At 75.5% G+C, this 20,797-nt stretch carries 19 protein-coding genes, 1 tRNA gene and 1 riboswitch; of the genes, 4 read left to right on the top strand and 16 right to left on the bottom strand.

Going from position 1 to position 20,797, the window contains the following annotated elements:
• Positions 1-17 precede the first annotated feature (17 nt).
• From SK069_RS00425 to SK069_RS00410, 4 genes are all read right to left on the bottom strand, one after another.
• On the bottom strand, positions 18-1,010 hold the full coding sequence (locus SK069_RS00425) for a ribonuclease Z (RefSeq protein ID WP_319952195.1): 993 nt from the start codon (positions 1,008-1,010) through the stop codon (positions 18-20).
• Positions 1,011-1,116: 106 nt separating this feature from the next.
• Positions 1,117-1,189 (bottom strand) — tRNA-Arg (locus SK069_RS00420).
• 81 nt (positions 1,190-1,270) lie between these two features.
• Positions 1,271-2,254, bottom strand: a complete 984-nt coding sequence (locus SK069_RS00415; protein WP_319952194.1) for a hypothetical protein — start codon at positions 2,252-2,254, stop codon at positions 1,271-1,273.
• Between the two features lie 140 nt (positions 2,255-2,394).
• Positions 2,395-2,892, bottom strand: coding sequence for a hypothetical protein (locus tag SK069_RS00410; protein WP_319952193.1), 498 nt, complete (start codon positions 2,890-2,892; stop codon positions 2,395-2,397).
• Positions 2,893-3,006: 114 nt separating this feature from the next.
• Here SK069_RS00410 and SK069_RS00405 point away from each other — a divergent pair, with 114 nt between their 5' ends.
• Entirely contained in the window at positions 3,007-4,155 is a 1,149-nt protein-coding gene (locus SK069_RS00405; RefSeq protein WP_319952192.1) for a sensor histidine kinase, read from the top strand.
• Here the strand turns inward: SK069_RS00405 and SK069_RS00400 are convergent.
• From SK069_RS00400 to SK069_RS00380, 5 genes are all read right to left on the bottom strand, one after another.
• Complete coding sequence (locus tag SK069_RS00400) at positions 4,089-4,310, bottom strand: RNA-binding S4 domain-containing protein (protein ID WP_319952191.1); 222 nt, start codon at positions 4,308-4,310, stop codon at positions 4,089-4,091. The genes SK069_RS00405 and SK069_RS00400 overlap by 67 nt on opposite strands.
• Positions 4,307-5,287 carry a class I SAM-dependent methyltransferase gene (locus SK069_RS00395; protein ID WP_319952190.1) on the bottom strand — a complete coding sequence of 327 codons (981 nt, stop codon included), beginning with the start codon at positions 5,285-5,287 and terminating at the stop codon, positions 4,307-4,309. The genes SK069_RS00400 and SK069_RS00395 overlap by 4 nt, the downstream gene beginning before the upstream one ends.
• Positions 5,277-5,558, bottom strand: a complete 282-nt coding sequence (locus tag SK069_RS00390) for a ubiquitin-like small modifier protein 1 (RefSeq protein ID WP_319952189.1) — start codon at positions 5,556-5,558, stop codon at positions 5,277-5,279. The genes SK069_RS00395 and SK069_RS00390 overlap by 11 nt, the downstream gene beginning before the upstream one ends.
• Complete coding sequence (thrC, locus tag SK069_RS00385; protein WP_319952188.1) at positions 5,558-6,838, bottom strand: threonine synthase; 1,281 nt, start codon at positions 6,836-6,838, stop codon at positions 5,558-5,560. Before thrC ends, SK069_RS00390 begins: the two co-directional genes overlap by 1 nt.
• A 64-nt stretch (positions 6,839-6,902) precedes the next feature.
• Positions 6,903-7,001: riboswitch (SAM riboswitch) on the bottom strand.
• Between the two features lie 126 nt (positions 7,002-7,127).
• A complete protein-coding gene (locus tag SK069_RS00380) occupies positions 7,128-7,901 on the bottom strand; it encodes a class I SAM-dependent methyltransferase (RefSeq protein ID WP_319952187.1) in 774 nt (257 codons plus the stop codon).
• 179 nt (positions 7,902-8,080) lie between these two features.
• Between SK069_RS00380 and SK069_RS00375 the strand changes: the two genes are divergently transcribed.
• Entirely contained in the window at positions 8,081-9,076 is a 996-nt protein-coding gene (locus SK069_RS00375; protein WP_319952186.1) for a magnesium transporter CorA family protein, read from the top strand.
• A gap of 236 nt (positions 9,077-9,312) precedes the next feature.
• Here the strand turns inward: SK069_RS00375 and SK069_RS00370 are convergent, their stop codons facing one another.
• Entirely contained in the window at positions 9,313-10,671 is a 1,359-nt protein-coding gene (locus tag SK069_RS00370) for an alpha/beta hydrolase family protein (protein WP_319952185.1), read from the bottom strand.
• Positions 10,672-10,905: 234 nt separating this feature from the next.
• Positions 10,906-11,649 carry a class I SAM-dependent methyltransferase gene (locus SK069_RS00365; RefSeq protein ID WP_319952184.1) on the bottom strand — a complete coding sequence of 248 codons (744 nt, stop codon included), beginning with the start codon at positions 11,647-11,649 and terminating at the stop codon, positions 10,906-10,908.
• 120 nt (positions 11,650-11,769) lie between these two features.
• Between SK069_RS00365 and SK069_RS00360 the strand changes: the two genes are divergently transcribed.
• Positions 11,770-12,747, top strand: coding sequence for a glycosyltransferase (locus tag SK069_RS00360; RefSeq protein WP_319952183.1), 978 nt, complete (start codon positions 11,770-11,772; stop codon positions 12,745-12,747).
• A 28-nt stretch (positions 12,748-12,775) separates the two neighbouring features.
• On the opposite strand, the gene SK069_RS00355 is transcribed toward SK069_RS00360, so the two are convergent.
• Positions 12,776-13,615: a class I SAM-dependent methyltransferase gene (locus SK069_RS00355; protein WP_319952182.1), complete on the bottom strand. Its 840-nt coding sequence runs from the start codon at positions 13,613-13,615 to the stop codon at positions 12,776-12,778.
• A 94-nt stretch (positions 13,616-13,709) separates the two neighbouring features.
• Complete coding sequence (locus SK069_RS00350) at positions 13,710-14,408, bottom strand: class I SAM-dependent methyltransferase (protein ID WP_319952181.1); 699 nt, start codon at positions 14,406-14,408, stop codon at positions 13,710-13,712.
• Positions 14,409-14,517: 109 nt separating this feature from the next.
• Here SK069_RS00350 and SK069_RS00345 point away from each other — a divergent pair, with 109 nt between their 5' ends.
• Positions 14,518-15,486, top strand: coding sequence for a diacylglycerol/lipid kinase family protein (locus tag SK069_RS00345; RefSeq protein WP_319952180.1), 969 nt, complete (start codon positions 14,518-14,520; stop codon positions 15,484-15,486).
• Positions 15,487-15,555: 69 nt separating this feature from the next.
• Here the strand turns inward: SK069_RS00345 and SK069_RS00340 are convergent, their stop codons facing one another.
• The 3 genes from SK069_RS00340 to SK069_RS00330 all read right to left on the bottom strand — a co-directional run bounded on the left by SK069_RS00340 (position 15,556) and on the right by SK069_RS00330 (position 20,790).
• On the bottom strand, positions 15,556-18,027 hold the full coding sequence (locus SK069_RS00340) for a RelA/SpoT family protein (RefSeq protein ID WP_319952179.1): 2,472 nt from the start codon (positions 18,025-18,027) through the stop codon (positions 15,556-15,558).
• Positions 17,982-20,432 (bottom strand): single-stranded-DNA-specific exonuclease RecJ, encoded by a 2,451-nt coding sequence (gene recJ, locus SK069_RS00335; RefSeq protein WP_319952178.1) that lies wholly within the window; start codon positions 20,430-20,432, stop codon positions 17,982-17,984. Before recJ ends, SK069_RS00340 begins: the two co-directional genes overlap by 46 nt.
• Before the next feature lie 64 nt (positions 20,433-20,496).
• Positions 20,497-20,790, bottom strand: coding sequence for a hypothetical protein (locus SK069_RS00330; RefSeq protein WP_319952177.1), 294 nt, complete (start codon positions 20,788-20,790; stop codon positions 20,497-20,499).
• Between the last annotated feature and the right edge of the window lie 7 nt (positions 20,791-20,797).

Raw genomic sequence — 20,797 nt, 5'->3', positions numbered from 1 at the left:
CCTCCCGACCGCCGCCGTCAGCCGTCGCGCGGCTCGGCGTCCGGGTCGTCGAGACCGCCCGCGCCGCCGGCCGGGGCGCGCGTGCGTCCCGCGCCGGGGCGCAGCTCGGGCGTCCCCCGCTCGGGGAACGGGATCTCGACGACGTCGAAGTCCCGCGGCAGCACGGTCCCCGCGTGGATCGCGCGCGCCTCCTCCAGCGCCTCGGAGGGCCGGTGGCGGGCCGAGAGGTGCGTCAGCGCCAGCAGCCGGACCCCGGCCTCGGCGGCGAGCTCGGCGGCCTGCGCGGCGGTCGAGTGGCCGGTCTTGCGCGCCCGGGCGCGCTCGACGCTCGTGAACGTCGCCTCGTGCACCAGGACGTCCGCGCCGTGGGCCGCCAGCCGGATCGCGTCGCACGGGCGGGTGTCCCCGGAGAGCACGACCTTGCGCCCGAGCCGTGCCTCCCCCATCACCTGCTCGGGGCGCACGGCCCCGACCGTCTCGCCGCGCTGCAGCCGGCCGAAGTCGCGCGGCTCCGTGACGCCGAGGGCGCGGGCGGCGTCGGGGTCGAAGCGGCCGGGGCGCACGTCCTCGACGAGCGCGTAGCCGCGGGCGCGCGTCCGGTGCTCGACGTCGAGCGCGTGGACCGTCCAGCCGTCGCGCCGCAGCTGGGCCCCCCCGGCGAGCTCGAGGATCTCCAGCGGGTAGCGGACGCCCCCGGTGATCCGCAGCAGGTCGCCGAGCGCCCGGGCCGTGCCCTCGGGGCCGGCGACGGTGAGCGGTGCCGAGCGCTCGCGCAGGTCGAACGTCTTCAGCATCCCCGGCAGGCCGAGCCAGTGGTCGGCGTGCAGGTGCGTGAGCAGGACGAGGTCGAGCTCGACGAGCCCGCCGGCGCGCATGAGCTGGCGCTGGGTGCCCTCGCCGCAGTCGACGAGGACGTGCTCGCCGCCCCGGCGCACGAGCGTCGACGGGAGGCCGCGGCGGGCCGTGGGCGCCGAGCCGCCGGTGCCGACGAAGAGGAGGTCGAGGTTCACGGGCGGGCCTGGTCGGTGGACCGGCCCGCGACGACGCGCGCGTCGCGCGGTCCACGGACCGCGCCGCGGCCCTCCGCGCGTCGGGGACGACGGTGGCGGTGGGCGACGCGCCCGGAAGGATTCGAACCTTCGACCTCTCGCTCCGGAGGCGAGCGCTCTATCCACTGAGCTACGGGCGCCGGGTGGCGGATTGTGGCACGCCGCCCGGCGGCGCGCGGCGCGGGCGACGCGCCACCCGGCGCGCCGCCCGCGAGCCGGGCTCAGCGGCGGGTCGCGCGGATCCGGATCGGCGTGCCCTCGGTGATCCCGAGGCTCTGGTCGGCGACGACGACGCGGACGCGGTAGCGGCTCGTCTTGTTGACCTTCACGCGGGCCGAGAAGCGCGTGTAGGCCTGGTCCTCGGACGCCACGGTCGCGGTCTCCGCCGAGCGGCGCCACACGCCCGCGCGGACCTCGCGCTCGACGTAGATCGTCGCGCCGACCTTCGCGGGCCGGAGCTTGCCGCTGAAGCGGACGCTCGTGCCGCGACGGACGCTGCGATCCGAGGCGACGGTGTTCACGGCGGGCGCCACGGCGGTCTGGACCTCGGCGCTCAGGACCGGGTCCTTGCCCGTCGTGCGCACGCGGTACCGCGTGTTGATCGACTGCCCGAGGATCGGGAACGCGAACGCGCCCTCGCCCGAGGTGAGCTGGACGTTCCCGACGTCCTGGTACCCGGCGTACGGCCACGGGTTCGCCTGCAGCTGGACCTGGCGGCCGGTGCTGCCGGTGCCGCCGAGCGTGCCGGCGATGACCGTCGCGTCCCCGAAGCCGAAGCCGGCGGGGTTGGCGGCGACGCTGAAGCCGAGCGGCTGGACCTTCGTCTTGAAGGTCCGGATCGCGCCGCGGCGCGTGCCCTTCTTGTTCCGCGCGGCCAGGCGGTAGTGGTACGTGGTCGCCGACCGCAGGCCGGTGACGCCGCGGGTCGCGGCGAGGGGGTCGGTGCCGCCGACGGTCGCCGTATCGGTGCGCTTGCCGAGCTTCGACGTCGTGCCGTACTCGAACCAGTAGCGCGTGGATGCGCCGTTCGGGTCGACCGTGCCGGTGAGGGTCGCGCTCTGCGGGGTCAGCGAGCCGGAGAGGCCGGTCTTCACGGACGGCGCGGTGACGGCGGGCGCCTTGGCCGCGGGCGCGGCGGCCGGCGCGATCGCCGCGACGGCGAGCGTCGCGGCCAGCGGGGTCACGCGGATCGCGGTACGGGGCATGAGGTCCTCCTCGGGGGACGGCCTGTCGGCCGGAGGTCGGTGTCGAAGCGGGCAGGACCCGCGGTGCGCACGACGCTACGGCACCCGTCGAGCGCACCCAAGCCGCTTCTCACGCGCTCCTCATCGGAGACGCGCGCCGCTCAGGCGGCGTGCCGGTCGCGCCGGCGCCGGGCCTCGCCGTCGGCGAGCTCGCGCACCCGCGGCTCGCGGCCGGGCCCGGTCAGGATCGCCGCCGCCGGTGCCGGGAGCACCTCGCGCACCGCGGCGTGCCGATCAGCGACCCGCGTGAGCAGCGCGCCGACGTCGATCCCGCCGACCTCCCGCTCGCCGCCGCAGCAGCGCAGGAGCACGACGGCGGCGAGGTCGTCCGCGGCCAGGGCGAGCGCCTCCAGCCGCGGCAGCGCGCGGGCCCGTCGCCGACGCGAGCGGGACGGGGCGGCCGCCACGAGCCCGGCGCAGCGGGCTTGCAAGCCCTCCGCCGCCGCCGCGAGCTCGGGGGACGTCGTCGTGCCGAAGGCCATGGCGGCCAGGTGGCGTGCCTGCGTGAGCAGGTCGTCCGCGGCCTGGGCGGCGTCGGACGATGGTTCGGAGGTCCCCACGGCCCGGCGCCCGTCGGCGCCGGTCGTCGTACGTGGCATGGTCGAGAACCTAGGGCGTCGGTCGGACGGAACGTCCCTGCAAACCCCGGGGAACGCCGCGGCGCGACCCGTCGGCGGCCGGAGCGCCCGAGGCGACCGACTAGGGTTGGCCCGGTGGCTGCCTCCTCCAGCCTCTCATCCCCCGCCCCGCCGGACGTCACCGAGGCACCGCCCGACGACGGCCTCGACGTCCTCCTCGCCCTCCTCGTCGGCGCCGCCTGGCTGCTGGACGCGCTCGTCGTGGGCTCGAGCTCGGCGCCCGAGCCGGTGGCGGCGTGCGCGGCGATCGCGGCCGCGCTGCTGCTCGTCCAGCGGCGGGCGCAGCCGCTCGTCGTCAGCACCGGCGTCTGGGTCGTCCTCATGGTCCAGACCGCGCTCGGCGTCGACGCGGACGCGAGCGTCGTCCCGGCGCTGGCCGTCGCGCTCGCGATGTTCGCGCTCGGTCGCCACGAGCGTCCCGACCGAGCGCTCACGGGGCTGCTCGGGGCGGTGATGGCGGCCTACGCCCTGGTGCTCTCGCTGCCGGACCGCTCCCTCGCCGACGCGGTCTTCGCGAGCGTCGCCTTCCTCGTCCCGTTCCTCGCCGGCCACCTGCTCCAGCGCGCGCGCCACGACGGGCTCGCGGAGCGCGACGACGCCCGGCGCGAGCTCGTCCGGCGGCACGCCGCGTCCCCGGGCGTCGCCTGGCAGCGCGAGCAGATCGCGGCGGAGACCCTCGCGGTCCTGCGCGCCGAGCACGGGACCCCGGGCGACCACGACGCCACGCTGCGCCGGCTGGCCGCGGCGATCGGCGTGCCGGTGCCCGACGACGAGCGCCTGCCGGGACTCGACGACGTCCCGCGGCTCCTGGACACCGCGCGCCGCGCGGGCGCGGAGGTCGACTGGCGGGAGGACGGCGAGCCGGTGGCGCTCGCCGTCGACCTCCAGCTCGCCCTGCACCGGATCCTCGAGGAGGCGCTCACGAACGTCGTCGAGCACGCCGACCCGCCCCGGGCCACGGCGACGCTGCGCTGGGAGGAGGACGTCGTCGAGCTCGAGGTGCTCGACGACGGTCGACCGCCGACCGGCGACCCGGGACGCGGCCAGGGGCTGCTGGCGATGCGCGAGCGCGCCCGGACGTGCGGCGGGACGTTCTACGCCGGGCGTCGCCCGAGCGGCGGCTACCGGATCCGGGTCCGGCTGCCGCTGGACCCCGATCAGCCCGCGGCGCGCACGCGCAGGACCGCGCCCTCGGCGACCACCTCGTCGCCGTCGCGCAGCTGACGGCCGCGGCGGTCCTCGACCTCGCCGTTGACCGTCACGGTGCGCGTCCCGAGCAGCGCCTTCGCCTCGCCGCCGGAGCCGACGACGTCGGCGAGCTGCAGCAGCTGCCCGAGACGGATGCCGTCGCCGCGGACCGCGATCTCGCGGGCGCTCATCGCGTGGGCTCCGGGCCGTCGGGTCGGTGGGCGCGCAGGCGCGCGGCCAGCGGCCCCTCCTCGCCCGGCACGCGCCGCCGCAGCCAGAGCGCGCTGGGGTGCTGGCCGGCGCCGTCGTAGGCCGGCACCGCGGCGGCGACCCGGTCGCCGTGCTCGCGGTGCAGCTGGTGGTGGGCCAGGACGACCTCCCACTCCGGGTTGCCCTGCAGCAGCGCCTGGACGAGGTACTGCTCGTTCCAGAACCAGCCGTTGGCCAGCCACTCGCGGTGGTAGTCGTAGGGCAGCAGCACGTCGTGGACGTGCAGCAGGACGCCCGGCGCGAGCCGCGGCACGAGGTCGAGGTAGATCCGCACGACGTCGCCGCCGGTGCGCACGACGTGCGTCGTGTCGACGAACAGCACGTCGCCCGCGTCGAGCTCCTCGACCGCGGCGCGCGGGACCTCCTCGGCCGGGACCCGGCGGATGTCGTGGACGGCGGCCGCGGTCGGGGCGCGCGGGTAGGGGTCGTAGGCGACGAGCTCGCCCGGGGCGCCGTCGGCGGCGTTGCGCTCGAGCGCGCGCGCCGTCACGAGCGTCGAGACGCCGCTGCCGAGCTCGACGACCCGGCGCGGTCGGACGTGGCGGACGAGCGCGTGGAGCGCCGCAGCGTCGAGCCCCTCGTAGAAGCGCAGCAGCTCGGCGCGCTCCGCCGGTGGGATCTCGGCGAGGGCCGGCAGCTCGAGCTCGGCGAGCCCGTCGCGGAGCTCCCCCTCGAGCAGCGCGAGGCCCGGGAGCGGGTCCCACGCCACGCCCGGCATCGGGTGGGGCGCGGTGAACGTCTCGGGCGGCAGGCGCTCCCACTCGGGCACCGGCCCGGCGTAGGAGCGCTCGACCACCCGGTGGTGGCGGAGGTCGACGAGCCGCCGATCGTGGCGGGCGAGCGCCCGGCGCAGCGCGCCGGAGGCGGCGCGCCGCAGGCGTCCGGGCTCAGCGGCCACCGGCGACGGCGGGCAGGATCTGGAGCTCCTGCCGGTCGGCGACGGGCGTGCCGACGCCGTCGCCGAAGCGGATGTCCTCGCCGTCGAGGTACACGTTGACGAAGCGGCGCAGGTTGCCGTCGTCGTCGGCGAGGCGGGAGCGCAGCTCGGGGTGCGCGACGAACAGCGCCTCCAGCGTCGAGCCGACCGTGTCGCCCTCGATCTCGAGCGTGCCCTCGCCGCCGGTGGCGTCGCGCAGCTGCGTCGGGATCTTCACCTTCACCGTGGCCATCAGACCGTCACCTCCGTGCGTCCCTCGACGCGCTCGAACTGCTCGAAGCGGGGATCGATCTCGTGGCACTCGAACGTGCCGCGGACGACGTCGAGGGTCTTCAGGCCCTCGCCCGTGATCACGATGACGACGCGCTCGTCGGGGTCGATCGCCCCCGCCTCGGCGAGCTGCTTCAGCGTCGCCGTCGTGACGCCGCCGGCGGTCTCGGTGAAGATGCCGGTCGTCTCGGCGAGCAACCGGATGCCCTCGCGGATCTCGTCGTCGCTGACCTGGCTGATCGTGCCGTCCGTCGTGCGAGCCAGCTCGATCGCGTACGGGCCGTCGGCCGGGTTGCCGATCGCCAGGGACTTGGCGATCGTGTCCGGCTTCACCGGGCGACACACGTCCTGGCCGGCCTCGAAGGCCGCGGCCACGGGGTTGCAGCCGGCCGCCTGGGCGCCGCTCATCGCCGGCAGGCCGCTCGGCGTGCCGGCGGCCTCGAGCAGCCCGAGGTCGATCCACTCCTTGAAGCCCTTCCCGATCTTCGTGAAGAGCGAGCCGGAGGCGATCGGCGCGACGATCCGGTCCGGGACCGTCCAGCCGAGCTGCTCGGCGATCTCGTACGCGAGGGTCTTGGAGCCCTCGGCGTAGTACGGGCGCATGTTCACGTTGACGAACGCCCAGTCCTCGCGCTCGCCCGCGATCTCGGTACAGAGCCGGTTGACGTCGTCGTAGTTGCCGCGGACCGTGACGATGTTCGCGCCGTAGACGCCGGTCGAGAGGATCTTCTGCTCCTCGAGGTCGGCCGGGATGAACACGTAGGTCGGCATCCCCAGCGCCGCGCCGGCGGCGGCCACGGCGCCGGCGAGGTTGCCGGTCGACGCGCACGCGAGGGTCGTGAAGCCGAGCTCCTTCGCGCGAGCGGCGGCGACGGCCACGACGCGGTCCTTGAACGAGTGCGTCGGGTTGGCGGCGTCGTTCTTCACCCACACCTCGCGCAGGCCGAGCCGCTCGGCCAGCCGGTCCGCGCGCACCAGCGGGGTCCCGCCGGCGGGGAGCCCGGCCTCGGTGGCGAACTCGCCCGAGCCGGTCGGCGAGCCGGCGCCGAGCGGGAGGAAGTCCGCGTAGCGCCAGATGCTCCGCGGACCGGCCTGGATCCGGCGGCGGATCGAGTCCACGTCGGAGGCGTCGTGCTCCGCGTAGGCGACCTCGAGCGGGCCGAAGCACCGGGAACAGACGAACTGCGCCTCGAGCGGGTAGGTGCTCGAGCACTCGCGGCAGATCAGGGACGTCGCAGCCATGGCTCTCCTGCTTTCGTTCGGGCCTTCGCCGGTCGTGTGGCGAAGGGTCCGAGGGGAGTCCAACCACACATCTCTCTGGAATTGGCACCTCTTCGCGGCCGGCGGGTTCGCGATGGTTGCCGGAGCTTCAAAGGGCCAGTCCCTCCACTCCTCTGGATGCGTTCAGCTATGTCCGGGCGGGAACGATAGCAGGGGGTTCGGCCTCGTCGAGGCGCCGGTCGCGGCGGCCGCGGGCCACGGCGGTCCGGACCCGGCCGTGGCGCGCAGCCGCTCCCGGCGACGGCGACGATCAGCCCGGCTTGCGCGCGGAGAAGTGCACGTAGCGGTCCGACATCTCCGCCTTCGCCGGCGGCTTGTGGATGCCGTGACGGCGGACGTCGACCCAGCCGGCGGTCGCGAACCAGTCGCGCAGGGCGACCATGTTCGGCACCCACCAGTTGAACGGCGTCTCCAGGGTCTGGAACCGCGCCATCGCCCGCCACGGCGACAGCACGGTGGCCAGGAGCGAGAACGTCTCCAGCGCGATGAGACGGCCGCCGGGACGCGTGCGCTGGGCCATCCGCTCGAGCGCGCCGACGGGGTCGCGCAGGTGCAGGAGGACCGCGCCGATGAACACGACGTCGAACGGCTCGTCGTCGAGCTCCCCGGGACCGAGGGTCTGCACGTCGCCGGTCACGCGGGTGACCGACGATCCGCGCAGCTCGTGCGCGAGTCGGAAGCCCCGACCGAGCTCCATGTTCCGCTCGGCGATCTCGGCCTGGAGCCGCTCGCGGTGCACGGGCGGCCAGCTCGTCGCGTCGAAGTCCGGCAGGTCCAGCGCGGTGACCTCGGCCCCGCGCTCCTCCATCGAGAAGGACCAGTGGCCGTCGAAGGTCCCGACCTCGAGCACCCGCAGGCCGCGCATGTCGGCGGGCAGGATCCGGGGCGTGATCGGACGGTGGTCGACGAAGCCCGGCGTGGTGACGCCCGGGGCCAGCTCGATCGTGTGGTACCAGACCGGGTTCTCGGTCAGCGCCTCGCGCGCGGCGGTGATCCGGTCCTGGAGATCGCGGGGCTGCGTCACGCGCGGCAGTCTAGGGACAGGTCCTCGGGCGCGGGCGGCGGCGGGCGCGACGCACCGGTCCCGTCCTCCCGCCGGGTCGCGCGCCCGCCCCGTCGCGCCGGGCGCGCGACCGACCGCCGCGAGCACGCGCCGGTACGATGGACCGGCCGTGCCCGCCATCGACGAACCTCCGAGTCCCCGTGCCGTCGCTGCCACGTCCGCGGCTGGGCCTCGGCTCGCGCGCCGTCGAGCCGGTCGACGTCCCCTCGGCTGAGGTCGAGGGCCCGCAGATCGAGACCCTCGAGGCCAACGGCCTGCGCTGGGTGAACGTCGCCCGCCCCGGGCGCCTCGAGCTCGCCTGGCTGCGGGAGCACTTCGACTTCCACGCGCTGGACTACGAGGACGTCCTCTCGCGCAACCAGCGCCCGAAGGTCGACGCGTACGACGACTACGTCTTCGTCGTCCTGCACTTCCCCGACTACGACAAGACGATCGGCCGCCTGAACGCCGCCGAGGTCGACGTCTTCGTCGGACCGGACTTCGTCATCACGATCCCGAACCGGCCGCTGCGGACGATCGAGTACCTCTTCTCGCGCGCCGAGCAGCGCGACGAGGAGCGCGACCGGCTGTTCACGAAGGGCTCGGGCTACCTGCTCTACCGCATCATCGACGAGTGCGTCGACGCCTCGTTCCCGATGCTGCGCAAGATCGGGAACAAGCTCGAGCAGCTCGAGGAGGACATCTTCGAGGGCCGCTCGCGGGAGATCGTCCGCGACATCTCCAACGCGAAGCAGGAGATCATCAACTTCCGCCGCGTCGTGCGCCCGCAGCGCACCGCGCTGAAGGACCTGAACGTCGCGCGCCGCTACCTCGTCGAGGACGTCGAGCTCTACTTCGACGACATCAACGACGCGAACGAGCGGATCTGGGACATGCTCGAGAACTTCAAGGAGGTCTCCGAGGCGCTGGAGAGCTCGAACGAGTCGGTCCTCCAGCACGCGCAGTCCGACTCCCTCCGCGTGCTGACGGCGATCACCGTGATCGTCATGCCGATGACGCTCATCGCCTCGGTCTGGGGCATGAACGTCAAGGTCCCGGGCGAGGCCCAGGCCCATCCGTTCTTCATCCTCATCGGCGCGATGGCGGCGATGCTCGGGCTGATGATCTGGTGGTTCCGCCGCAACGACCTCCTGTGAGAGGGGGCGCGGGCCCCAGCCCCTGCGTCGGCCGTCACGACCGTCGGGCACGGGTCGGCCGGGCACGGGCGTCCCGCGATGACCGCTGTCGCTCCAGAGGGGGCGCGGGCCCCAGCCCGTGCGTCGGCCGTCACGACCGTCGGGCACGGGTCGGCCGGGCACGGGCGTCCCGCGATGACCGCTGTCGCTTCAGGGGGCGCGGGCCCCAGCCCGTGCAGCGGGCCGGGGCGGGCGGCTCAGCGCGCCTTCGTGGCGGCGCGCGTGAGGAAGATCCGGTGCAGCTGCTGCGAGCCGTCGGGACGCGGGGCCACGGCGATCGCGCGGAGGTCGGCGCGGACGCGGCCGCTGCGGGCGACGGCCCGGCGCTGCTTGGCCGACAGGGCGATGAGGACCTGCCGCGACGCGCTGCCCTTGCCCAGGCGGGTGGTCACCGTCCGCGACCAGCCGCCGGCGGCGCGCACGCGCAGGGCGAAGCGGCAGGCGGTCGTGGCGTCGGTGCAGCGCAGGCGCACGCGGATGCGGCCGCGGGAGTCCAGTCGCAGGGTGCGACCCACGACCTTCGCCCGCGGCGCCGGCGCGACCGGCGTGGGTCCGGCGTCCGGCGTGCGCGCGTCCGGCGTGACGCTCGGCGTCGTCGCGGCCCGACGGCCGCCGGGGGGCGTCGCGTTCTGGACCGCCCAGCGGGCGGCCTCCTCGTAGACCTTGCGGGCCTCCTGCTCCTTCGCGCCGCCGCGCGTCAGGTCGAGGTACGAGCTGTAGAGCAGATGGGCCGTGGAGAGCGCGGGCTCGCCGTCGGCCGCGGCGTGGACGTAGCGCACGATCGTGCGGTCCGGGATCCGCCGCCGCATGAGCTCGCCCTGCTGGCTGCCGACCGTGTCGTCGGACTCGCTGCCGTCGGGGTTGCGTCCCGCGTTGATCGTGAACAGGCGGCCGATGCGGTCCGCCTGGCGCGCCGGATCGAAGCTCTTCAGGCCCTCGGGGAACTTCGGCGGGTAGTCGAAGCGCTCGTTCGCGGCGCTCGGGTAGAAGAACGACGCGACGAAGTCCTCCAGCCGCAGGCCGTGCAGCTGGGTGGCGTGCGGCAGCCAGCGGTCGAGGTCCATCGGGGCGCCGTCCGCGATGACGCAGTCGGCGAGGTCCGGCCGGATCATCGACGACATGACGGCGAGCTGGCCGCCCGAGGACAGGCCGTAGATGCAGATCGGCGTGCCCGGCGCGCGCTTGCGGGCGCGCTCCATCGCGTTGACGATGTCGGCGATCTGCCGCGCGACCGTGCCGTTGCCGCTGTGGCCGCGGTGCCCGACGACGTCGACGGTGATCCCGTGCTCCTGGAGCATCGTGGTCCACCAGTCGAGGTAGCTGTAGAGCCGGAAGAGCTCGTCGCCGCCGGCGCCCCAGCCGCCGCCGGGGACGGCGATCATGATCGCCTTCTGCTCGCCGATCGCCTGGTGCGTCTGCACCGGCTGCTCGGTCGCCAGCGGCGCGAGGTCGGCCCAGGTCGGGCGCTCCCAGGCGTGTGCGGCGGTCGCCGGACCGCCGATGGCGGCGCCGGTCAGCGCGACGAGGGTGAGCAGGCGGCGAGGTGAGCGAGTCATGCGGGGCGGTCGGGCACGAGCGGAGCGATGGATCGTCCGTTGAGCGAGGCTCGGACGATCGGCGCGTGCTGGACCGGACGAACGTACCAGCCAGGCCCGCGGCCAGCGCCGTCTGGACGCGGATCTGGACGGCCTTCGGGAGGGTCGGGGCCCGGAGTGTCCGGCGAACGCGCCCCGCCGGTGGCGGCGCGCCAGCGGCGGTCGCGCCGCGCCCCGGGCGCCGGTCGGCCCGGTTCAGGCGGCGTCGGCCCGCACGAGCACGAGGCAGTACTGGGTCCCCGCGCCCTCGAGCCGCTCCACGCGCCCGCCCGCCTGCGCGATCTCGCGCTCCAGCCGGGTCCGCTCGATCGCCGAGCCGCGCCAGGCCGGGTCGTCCTGGCCCCCCGGCAGCCCGCCGCGCAGCCGCGCGAGGATCCGCCGGGCCAGCGACGGGCCGGGATGGTCCATCGCGTGGATCACCGGGTCGTCGGAGACCTGGAACGCCGCCCACCCGCCGGGCCGCAGCACGCGCAGGATCTCGCGCACGTAGCCGTACGTGATCTCGGGATCCGGGATGTGCTGGAAGACGACGAGCGAGACGACGACGTCGATGCTGTCGTCCTCGAGCGGCCGCAGGGTCGCGCCGTCGCCGACGTGGAAGGTCACGTCGTCGCGATCGGCGAGGTTCGCCCGCGCGCGGTCGATCATCTCGGCGCTCACGTCGAGCGCGTGGACGTGCGCCGCGCGCTCGGCGGCCACGCGCGTGAGGCGACCGACGCCGCACCCGATGTCCAGCACGACGTCCCGCTCGCCGATGGCGGGCGCCCCGACGGTCTCCAGCAGGACGTCGAAGTCGCGCCGCCCCTTGGCCCAGAAGTCCTCGGGGTCGTCGGGCCCGTAGTCGCCGCGCCGATAGTCCAGGCGGTTGTCGACGAAGTACTCGGCGTGCTCCCGGGCCCGCTCGTCCCAGAAGCGGGCCATGTGTCGCGGATCGCTCACCGGCGGAACCGTAGCCGCCGGTCCGCCTGCGCGGCGGCGCCCTATCGTTGCGGCGTGCCGCGCGCCCCGCACGGGAGCTCCCCCTCACCCCGGCCGTCCCGCGACGGGACCGCGCCCGCCGTGAGCGTCGTGGTCCCCGTCCGCGACGCCGACGACGATCTCCGCCGGTTGCTGACGGCGCTCGCCGGGCAGCGCGACGCGCCCCCGTTCGAGGTCGTCCTGGCCGACGACGGCTCGCGGCGCGACCCGGTCGCGGCCCTCGCGGTCGCGCCCGCCCTGCGCGCCTGCGTCGTCCGCGTCGCCGCACCGGGCGCCTCGCCGGCCGGCCCCGGCGCCGCCCGCGACGCCGCGGTCGCGCGCGCCGCCGCCCCGCGTTTGGCGTTCGTCGACGCCGACTGCCGGCCCGCTCCGGGATGGCTGGCGGCGCTGCTGGGCCCCCTGCGCGCGCCCGGCGATGTCGTGCAGGGCCCGATCCGGATCCCGGAGGGCAGCGCGCCGACGCCGTTCGACCGCGTGCTCGCGCGCGAGTCGGCGAGCCCGCTCTTCGAGACCGCGAACCTCGCCGCGTGGCGGGAGGACGTGGTGGCCGCGGGCGGCTTCGCCGGCGGCCTGCGTCCGCTCGGCGGCAAGGAGATGGGCGAGGACCTCGCGCTGGGCCGCCGGCTCCTGCGCGCCGGTGCCCGGGTGCACTGGTCCCCCGAGGCGGTCGTCGAGCACCCCGTGGGCCGGCGCGGCTGGCGGGCCGCCGCCGCCGAGCGCGCCCGCGCCGGGGCGTTCTGCACGCTCGTGGCCCGCTGGCCGGAGCTGCGCGAGGATGCGCTGCACCGCCGCTGGTTCCTCACGCCCGACCGGCCCGCGGTGCTCGCCGCGACGGCCGCGCTGCCGCTGGCCGGCGTCCTCGTGGCACGCCGCCGCCCGCTCGCCGCGGCGCTCGCCGCGGTCGGCGCGCTCCCCTACGCGGCCCAGCTCGAGCGCCGCACGCGGCCGGTGGCGCGCGGCCGGCGACCCGCGACCGCGCTGGGCCTCGCGGCCGGGGACCTCGTCACGACGGTCGCGCTGGCCCTCGGGTCGGCGCGCAGCGGCGCGCCGATCCTCTGAGCCGCGGCGGGGCCGCGCGCCGAGCCGGCTACAGCGCGGCGGGGCGCGCCAGGAACGCGGTGTGCGGCACGCCGTCGTTGCCCAGCAGCGCCCGACGGATCGTCGCGTTCACGCGGTCGCGCAGGCCGCGGTCGGGCGGGTGCCCGTCGCCGTAGGGGATCGCGTACGGACGGACGCTGCGCACGACGTCGAAACCGGCCGTCTCCAGCATCTTGCGGTGGGCCGCGGCGTTGGAGTGCCACCACTGGACGAGGTTCGGGTCGCCGTCGAGCCGCGTCACCGGCGTGCGGGGGTGCAGCAGCGTCGTGCCGACCCGCATGAGGTCGGTGTTCAGCAGCACCCCGGCGGTGACGGAGCGGATCGCCTCGAGCGCCCGGACGGGATCGCGCAGGTGCAGGAGGAGGCTGCCGCAGACGACGACGTCGAACGTGCCGAGCTCGGCCGGATCGAGGTCGTAGACCGAGATCGTGCGGCGGTCGACCGCCGAGCCCAGCAGGCGGTGCGCGGTCTGGAAGCCGGAGGCCTTCTCCCCCACCATCGCGTCGAGCGTGCCGCTGACCGCCTTGCGCCCGCGGATCGGGATGTCCCACATCGAGTGGTCCGGGATGTCGATCGCGACGACCTCCGACGCGCCGCGGCGCTCCATCTCGAAGGCGAGGTGGCCGTCCCAGGTCCCCACGTCGAGGCAGCGCTTGCCGCGGACGTCCGGCCACGGCATCCGGTCGAGGATCGGGCGCAGGTCGAACCAGCCCGGCGAGGCGACGCCGTGCGGCAGCTCGATCGTGTGGTACCAGAGCCGGACGTCGTCGACCGCGCGACGGACCTCGTCCGGCGAGACGGTCGGAGCGGGTGCGGCGGGCTGCGACATGACGGCGGATGCTACGGCCCGACCGGGCCGTGGCGCGCGCTCGTGCCCGGACCGGCGCTCCGCGCCGGCATCCGCGGCGGCTCCCCGCGCGGGCTCAGGCGCGGCGGGCCAGGACGAGGCAGCGACCGCTGCCCGAGCCGGCGATCCGCTCCAGCTCGAGCCCCTCCTCGGCCGCGGCACCGGCGAGCGTCTCGAGGTCGAGCGGCACGCCGCGCCAGAGCGGGTGGCGGGCCACCCGGTCCGGGACCGCCGACTCGCCCGGCAGCTCCAGCGGCGCGGGCCGGTCGCGGACGTCGAACAGCGCCGCTCCGCCGGGCAGCAGGACGCGGGCGAGCTCCGCGAGCGCCTCGAGCTGCAGCGCCTGGGTCGGCAGGTGCGTCAGGACGCCGAGGGCGAGCACGGCGTCGGCCGCGGCGTCGGCGACGCCCTCGAGCGCGCCGGCGTGCCCGACGAGCCACGAGAACCCCTCGCGGTGCCCGTGGATCTCCTGCGCCGTCTCGATCATCGTCGGGGCGACGTCGACGGCGATCACCGCGTCGGACAGCCGGCTCAGCGGCTCGAGCAGGCGGCCCGCGCCGCACCCGACGTCGACGGCCAGCCGCAGGCCCGACGGCCGCCAGCCCACGAGCTCTGCGGCCGCGTCGAGCAGGTCGCGACCGGACGCCGCGAAGGCGAGCTGATCGGTGCCGGCCGGGCCCGCGGGCGCGCCGGGGAGCGAGAACCGCAGGGCGCTCTCGCGGGCCCGCGCCTCCCAGAAGCGCGCGATCCGGGCCACGGCGTGCTCGTCGGTCACGAGCGCCGATGCTAGATGAGCACCGCCGCCGGCCGCCGCGGGCCCCCGCCAGCGGGTGGCGGGTAACCTGCGCGCGGCCGTGGTGTCTCCAGCAGACGTGTCCGGGTCCGTGGCCTCGTCGCCCTCCCTCCCCGTCGAGGGCCTGCCGACGACCGAGCGTCGTCGCCTCCAGGTCATCGTCAACCCGAACGCGACGACGACGAACCCGCGCCTCCGTGCGCTCGTCGTCCACGCCCTGGACCACCGGTACGAGGTCCAGGTCACCGACACCGAGGCGCCGGGCCACGCCACCGAGCTCGCGCGGCAGGCCGTGCACGAGGGCGTCGACGCGGTGGTGAGCCTCGGCGGGGACGGGACGGTGAACGAGATCGCCAACGGCCTGGCCGGCAGCGACGTCGCGCTCCTGCCGCTGCCCGGCGGCGCCACGAACGTCTACCACCGGCTCATCGGCATGCCGCCGGACCTCATCGACGCGACGGAGCACGCGCTGACGCTCGCGGATCGCTGGGTCCCGCGCCCGGTCGACCTCGGCCGGATCGGCGAGCGGTGGTTCACCTTCGCCGCGGGCGTCGGCCTCGACGCGGACGTCGTGCGGCGCGTCGACGCGCGCCCGGCGCTGAAGGCCCGCCTCGGGCCGTGGTTCTTCGCGTCGGTGGCCGTCGGCGTGTTCCTTCGGCGCTACACCGTCAACCCGCCGCAGCTCCAGCTCGAGCTCCCCGACGGCCAGCGGCTCGACGGCGTCACCCTCGTGCTGCAGAACGCGCGCGAGTTCACGTACTTCTCCCGCTCGCCGGTCCGGCTGATCCAGGACGTCACCCTCGAGTCCGGCCGCGTGAGCGGCGCGGTGCTGCGCCACACGCGGCCGACCGTCATGCCCGGCGTGATGCTCCGCGCGCTCGTGCCGTCGCTCGAGGTCTCCGCCGGCCGCGCGATCGACGCGGCCCGCGACCTCGAGCGCGCGACGCTGCGCACCCGCGACGGTCGCCCGCTGCCGTTCCAGGTCGACGGCGACTACGCCGGCGACCTCGTCGAGGCCGAGATCGCGGTCGGACACGACGCGCTGCGCGTCATCGCCTGAGCGTCGCCGCCGGTGACCGCACGACCCGGCGGCGCAGGGTCCGGCGGGGAAGGACCGGCGCGCCGCCGTCTAGGCGCTCGGCGTGACGCGGAAGGCGTCGAAGACCGCGTCGATGTTGCGCAGGCGATTGATCGTCGTGCGCAGCTGCCGCGTGTCCCCCACCTCGACGACGAACCGGTTGCGCACCATCGGCGGCGTCGTCGTGCAGACGGCGGAGACGATGTTCACGCCGCCCTCGGCGAAGATCCGCGTGAGGTCCTCCAGCAGCCGGTGCCGGTCGTAGCCGTCGACCTGGATCTCGACCTTGAAGGACTGCTGGTGCTGCCCGGCCCAGTCGACCGGCACGAACCGCTCGGGGTCCTTGCGCAGCTGCTGCACGTTCGGGCAGTCGTCGCGGTGGATCGTGATGCCGCGGCCCAGCGAGACGTAGCCGACGATCGGGTCGCCGGGCACCGGGCGGCAGCACTTCGCCATCCGCAGCATGACGTCGCCGACCCCGTCGACGGCGACGCCGTAGGAGGAGGCCGAGCCGGTCGGCTGCCGGCGGGCGACGTCGGGGCGCAGGAGCTGCTCGACCGGCCCGGCGGTCTCGTCGTCGCCGGCCTCGCCCTCCTTGAGGTGCTTCAGGACCTTGTTGACGACGACGCGCGGGCTGACCTTGCCGCCGCCGACGGCGATGTAGAAGTCGTCGGCCTTGCGGTAGCCCATCTCGTGGATGACGTCCGCCAGGAGCGTCGATCCCACGAGCCGCTGGGCCGGCAGGCCGGCCTTGCGCAGCTGCTCCTGCAGCAGGTCGCGGCCCTGGTGCTCGTCGTCCTCGCGACCGACGGCCTTGAACCACGCCTTGATCTTCGACCGCGCCCGGCTCGTCTGCGCGAGGGCGAGCCAGTCGCGCGAGGGTCCGCGCTCGCGGTTGGCGGTGAGGACCTCGACGATGTCCCCGGAGCGCAGGGTGTAGCTCAGCGGCACGATCTTGCCGTTGACCTTCGCGCCGACGCAGCGGTGACCGACGTCCGTGTGGACCTCGTAGGCGAAGTCCACCGGGGTGGCGCCGCGGGAGAGCGACTTCACGTCGCCCTTCGGGGTGAAGACGTAGACCTCGTCCTCGAACAGGGCGACCTTCAGGTCGTCCATGAACTCCTGCGGGTCGTCGTTGTCCCGCGAGGTGTCGAGCATCGCGCGCAGCCAGGCGAACTTGTCGCCGTCGGCCGTGCCCGGGGCGGGCGCGGCGCCGTTGCCGGCCGCGCGCGCCTCGTGGCCGTTGCCGGACGCCGCGTCGCCGGGGGTCACCGGGGCGGTGCTGCCCGCGGGGCGCTCCTTGTACATCCAGTGCGCGGCGACGCCGAACTCGGCGGTCCGCTGCATGTCGTACGTGCGGATCTGGATCTCGAGCGGACGACCCTCGGGCCCGACGACCGTCGTGTGCAGCGACTGGTACATGTTGGCCTTCGGCATCGCGACGAAGTCCTTGAACCGTCGCGGCAGCGGCTTCCACAGCGCGTGGATGACCCCGACGGCGCCGTAGCAGTCGTTCACGGAGTCCACGACGACCCGCATCGCGGTGAGGTCGTAGATCTCGTTGAACTCCCGACCCTTGCGGGTCATCTTCAGGTAGATCGAGTAGAAGTGCTTCGCCCGGCCGGAGATCTCGGCCTCGATCCCGACGGCCTCCAGCTCGCGCTGCAGGTACTCGCCGGCCTTCGCGACGTACGTCTCCCGCTCGCCGCGCTGCTGGTTCACCAGGCCCTTGATCTCCTGGTACTTGCGCGGGTGCAGCGTCGCGAACGCGAGGTCCTCGAGCTCCCATTTGATCGCGTGGATGCCGAGCCGGTGCGCGATCGGCGCGTAGACCTCGAGCGTCTCCTTCGCGATCTCCAGCTGCTTCGGGCGCTTGTGGGCCTGGAGCGTGCGGGCGTTGTGCAGCCGGTCGGCGAGCTTGATGAGGATGACCCGCACGTCGGCGGCCATCGCGACGACCATCTTGCGGTAGTTCTCGGCCTGCGCCTCGTCGCGGCTCGTGAACTGGATGCCGTCGAGCTTCGTGACGCCGTCGACGAGCAGCCGCACGGTCGCGCCGTAGCGGCGCTCGATCTCGTCGAGCTCCGCGGCGGTGTCCTCGACGGTGTCGTGCAGCAGCGCCGCCACGACCGCCTCGGTGTCCAGCCGCATCCCCGCGCAGATCTTCGCGACCTCGGTGGGGTGCGCGATGAAGGGCTCACCGGACTTGCGACGCTGGTCGCGGTGGTGCAGGCAGGCGAAGAGGAACGCGTCGTCGACCCGCGCGAGATCGACCGCGGTGCGGTCGTCCTCCGCGTGCTCGGCGATCACGGCGTGGAGGTCCGCCCGCAGGGACAGCTCCTCCTCGGTCAGCGCGTCGCGGTCGCGGGCGGTGGCGTCGTCGCAGCTCGCCGGGGCACCGGCGGACACGCCGATCCGCTCGCGCGTGCGCTCGTCGGTGACGGTGACCGGCGAGCGGGCGTCGTCGGCGGCGTCGGTCACGCCCGGAGCGGCGCTCGTCGCGGGTCCGGGGTGCTCAGCCATCGGTGCCGCTCCTCGCCGCGCGCCGTCCACGCGCGATGGGTCGGGCCGTCCTCGAGCGGGGCCACGGGTCCGGAGCCGGGCGCGACGATCCGCTCGGCGCGGTCGACCACGACCGCGCCGCACTCCTCCAGGACGCGGAGCAGCAGCCCGAGGCGCCAGCCCGGGCGCTCGCCCAGGAGCGCGGCGAACGGCGACGGACCCGCGGTCCGCAGGTCGCGGAAGAGGGCGATCGCGTCGCCGCGCAGGTCGTGCTCGTGATGCAGCGCATCCACCGTGAAGCGTAGCTCAGGGTCGCCCCAGGTCCGCCACGCGCGCCCGTCCGGCAACGCGTCGAGCAGCCCGAGGTGGGCGGCGTCGCTCGGCGGGTCCACGGCGACGAGGTGCACCGCGCCGTCGAGGGTCGCGGGCGTGCGCACCGCGCTCCACCAGTCCGTGAGCGCGAAGCCGCCGAGCATCGGCGCGAGCTGCGCGTGACGGCGACGGGCATCGGCGACGAGCGCGACCACGGGCTCGCCGGTGGCCACGAGCGCCGCGAGGGCGGCCACCGCGCCGCACGGCGCGCGATCCTCGAGCCGCTCCGCCGCGGCGGCGAGCGTCGGCGGGGCACCCGGGTCCGACGGCGACGGGAACGGGTCCTCCGCCTCGAGCACCGAGAGGGCCGCGTCGAGCGGATCCCCGTCCAGCCGGTCGATCGCCGACGGGGCGGCGAGCGCCATGCGCCGGGCTCGCAGGCGCGGGAGCACCGAGCCGGCGAACGCGTGCCGCTCGAGCGCGAAGCTCCCGACGAACGGGCCGTCGGGGCAGGGCAGCTCCTCGCAGCCGAACGCGACCGCGGCGATCCGCGTACCGCCGCTGCGGACGGTGAACGCGAGATGCGCGCCGCGGCTCCCGAGGGTCCGCACGCCCTCGCCGCGCGCCCCCACGACCTGCAGGACCGGCTCGGGGTTGCCCTCGCCGAACGGCCCCAGGGCGAGCAGCTGCTCGGCGAGACCGAGCGAGAGGTCGGCGCCGCCCACGATCGCGTCCACCCGCTCGACCGCGACGAGCGCGTCCTCGTCGAGGTGCTCCGCCGCGTGGGCACGGAACGCGGCGGCGAAGCCGTCGATCGCGTCCCGCTGCATCCGCAGGCCCGCCGCGGCGCGGTGGCCGCCGTGCGCGAGCAGCCGATCGGCGCAGGCGTCGAGTCCGGCGAGCAGGTCGAACCCGGGCACGGAGCGCCCCGAGCCGACCGCCTCCTCCCCCTCGATCGCCAGCAGCACCGCCGGCCGGCCGGTGCGCTCGACGATGCGCGAGGCCACGATCCCGACGACGCCCGGGTGCCAGCCCTCGCCGGCCAGCACGTACGCGGGCTGCTCGCCCTGGGCGTCGGCCTGCGCCTCGGCCTCGCGCAGGATCCGTCGCTCGAGCTCCCGGCGGTCGCGGTTGGCGAGATCGAGCCGGTCGGCGAGCCGCCGCGCCTCCCCGGGGTCGTGCTCGACGAGCAGGGCGACGGCCGCGTTCGCGTCGCCGACCCGGCCCGCGGCGTTGATCCGCGGCGCGAGCCGGAACGCGACCGACCGCTCGTCGACGTCGGCGGGCGCGGTGCGCGAGACGTCGAGCAGGGCCCGCAGCCCGGGGCGGCGGGAGTCCGTGATCGCCTGGAGGCCCCGGCGGACGATCCAGCGGTTCTCGCCCCGCAGCGGCACGACGTCGGCGATCGTCGCGATCGCGACGAGGTCGAGGTCGATGTCCGCGCCGGCGGGATCGTGACCGGCGGCCGCCAGGAGCGCCCCGGCCAGCCGCCACGCGACGCCGGCGCCGCACAGCTCGGGCGCCGGATAGCGGGTCGGCCCGTCCGGGTCGGCGGGGTCGCGCGGCAGCCCCGGGTGGGCGATCGGCACCGCGGGCAGCGCGCCGTCGGCGCGCGGGCGGTGGTGGTCGGTGACGACGAGGTCCAGGCCGAGCTCCGCGGCCAGCGCGGCCTCGTCGACGGCGGTGACGCCGCAGTCGACGGTCACGACGAGGTCGAAGCCGTCGCCGGCGAGCCGCCGCACGGTGTCGGCGCCGAGCCCGTAGCCGTCCTCGAGCCGGTGCGGCACGAACCAGGTCACGTCGCCGCCGACCTGGCGGACGGCGCGCACGAGCGTCGCGGTGGCGCAGACCCCGTCGCAGTCGTAGTCGCCGTGGACGACGATCCGGCCGCGCCGTCGCACGTGGCCGAGGATCCGCTCGGCCGCCTCCCGGAGGCCGTCGAAGGCCTCGAGCGGATGACGCTCCTCCGCCGCGAGGAACCGCGCGGCGGCGTCCGGGTCCGCGAGCCCGCGCCGCACGAGCACCTGGGCGGTGACCTCGTGGACGCCGAGCGCCGCGACGATCCCGTCGACCGCGGCCTGCGGGGCCGGCGGGATCTCGAAGCGGACGCTCACCCCCTGCACGGTAGGGCCCGGACCGGACGGTCGCGTCCGGTCGCCGGGGCCCCGCCGGACGGCGTCAGGCGCGGCCGGCCGCGGCGGCGGCCGCCTCCTCCTGCGCCTCCTTGCGGGCGCCGTAGAACCACAGCGCCGTCAGGGCGACGAGCGTCCCCGGGATCCCGAGCAGGACGGTGACGACGTCGGTGTCGGCGCGGGAGGGCATCGAGAGGCCGCTCAGGAGCCAGCCCCCGAGCACGCCGCCGATCATCGAGAACACGAACCCGCCGACGATCCCGCCCCAGAACCTGTCCGGGACGAAGATCGTGAAGTGCCAGATCGCCAGGGCGATCAGGACCCAGGTCAACGCGGCCATGGTGCAG

The organism is Patulibacter brassicae, assembly GCF_033949425.1.
In the GTDB taxonomy this organism is placed as follows: domain Bacteria; phylum Actinomycetota; class Thermoleophilia; order Solirubrobacterales; family Solirubrobacteraceae; genus Patulibacter; species Patulibacter brassicae.
The sequence above is the reverse complement of the archived record's forward strand: the minus strand, read 5'-3'. Positions and strand labels throughout refer to the sequence as shown.

Excerpts from the sequence above, each read along its gene's own strand:
- SK069_RS00415 (WP_319952194.1), bottom strand. The coding sequence starts at position 2,254 with ATGCCCCGTACCGCGATCCGCGTGACCCCGCTGGCCGCGACGCTCGCC.
- SK069_RS00390 (WP_319952189.1), bottom strand. The coding sequence starts at position 5,558 with ATGGCCACGGTGAAGGTGAAGATCCCGACGCAGCTGCGCGACGCCACC.
- SK069_RS00340 (WP_319952179.1), bottom strand. The coding sequence starts at position 18,027 with ATGGCTGAGCACCCCGGACCCGCGACGAGCGCCGCTCCGGGCGTGACC.
- SK069_RS00410 (WP_319952193.1), bottom strand. The coding sequence starts at position 2,892 with ATGCCACGTACGACGACCGGCGCCGACGGGCGCCGGGCCGTGGGGACC.
- SK069_RS00370 (WP_319952185.1), bottom strand. The coding sequence starts at position 10,671 with ATGACTCGCTCACCTCGCCGCCTGCTCACCCTCGTCGCGCTGACCGGC.
- SK069_RS00400 (WP_319952191.1), bottom strand. The coding sequence starts at position 4,310 with ATGAGCGCCCGCGAGATCGCGGTCCGCGGCGACGGCATCCGTCTCGGG.
- SK069_RS00330 (WP_319952177.1), bottom strand. The coding sequence starts at position 20,790 with ATGGCCGCGTTGACCTGGGTCCTGATCGCCCTGGCGATCTGGCACTTC.
- SK069_RS00355 (WP_319952182.1), bottom strand. The coding sequence starts at position 13,615 with ATGTCGCAGCCCGCCGCACCCGCTCCGACCGTCTCGCCGGACGAGGTC.
- thrC (WP_319952188.1), bottom strand. The coding sequence starts at position 6,838 with ATGGCTGCGACGTCCCTGATCTGCCGCGAGTGCTCGAGCACCTACCCG.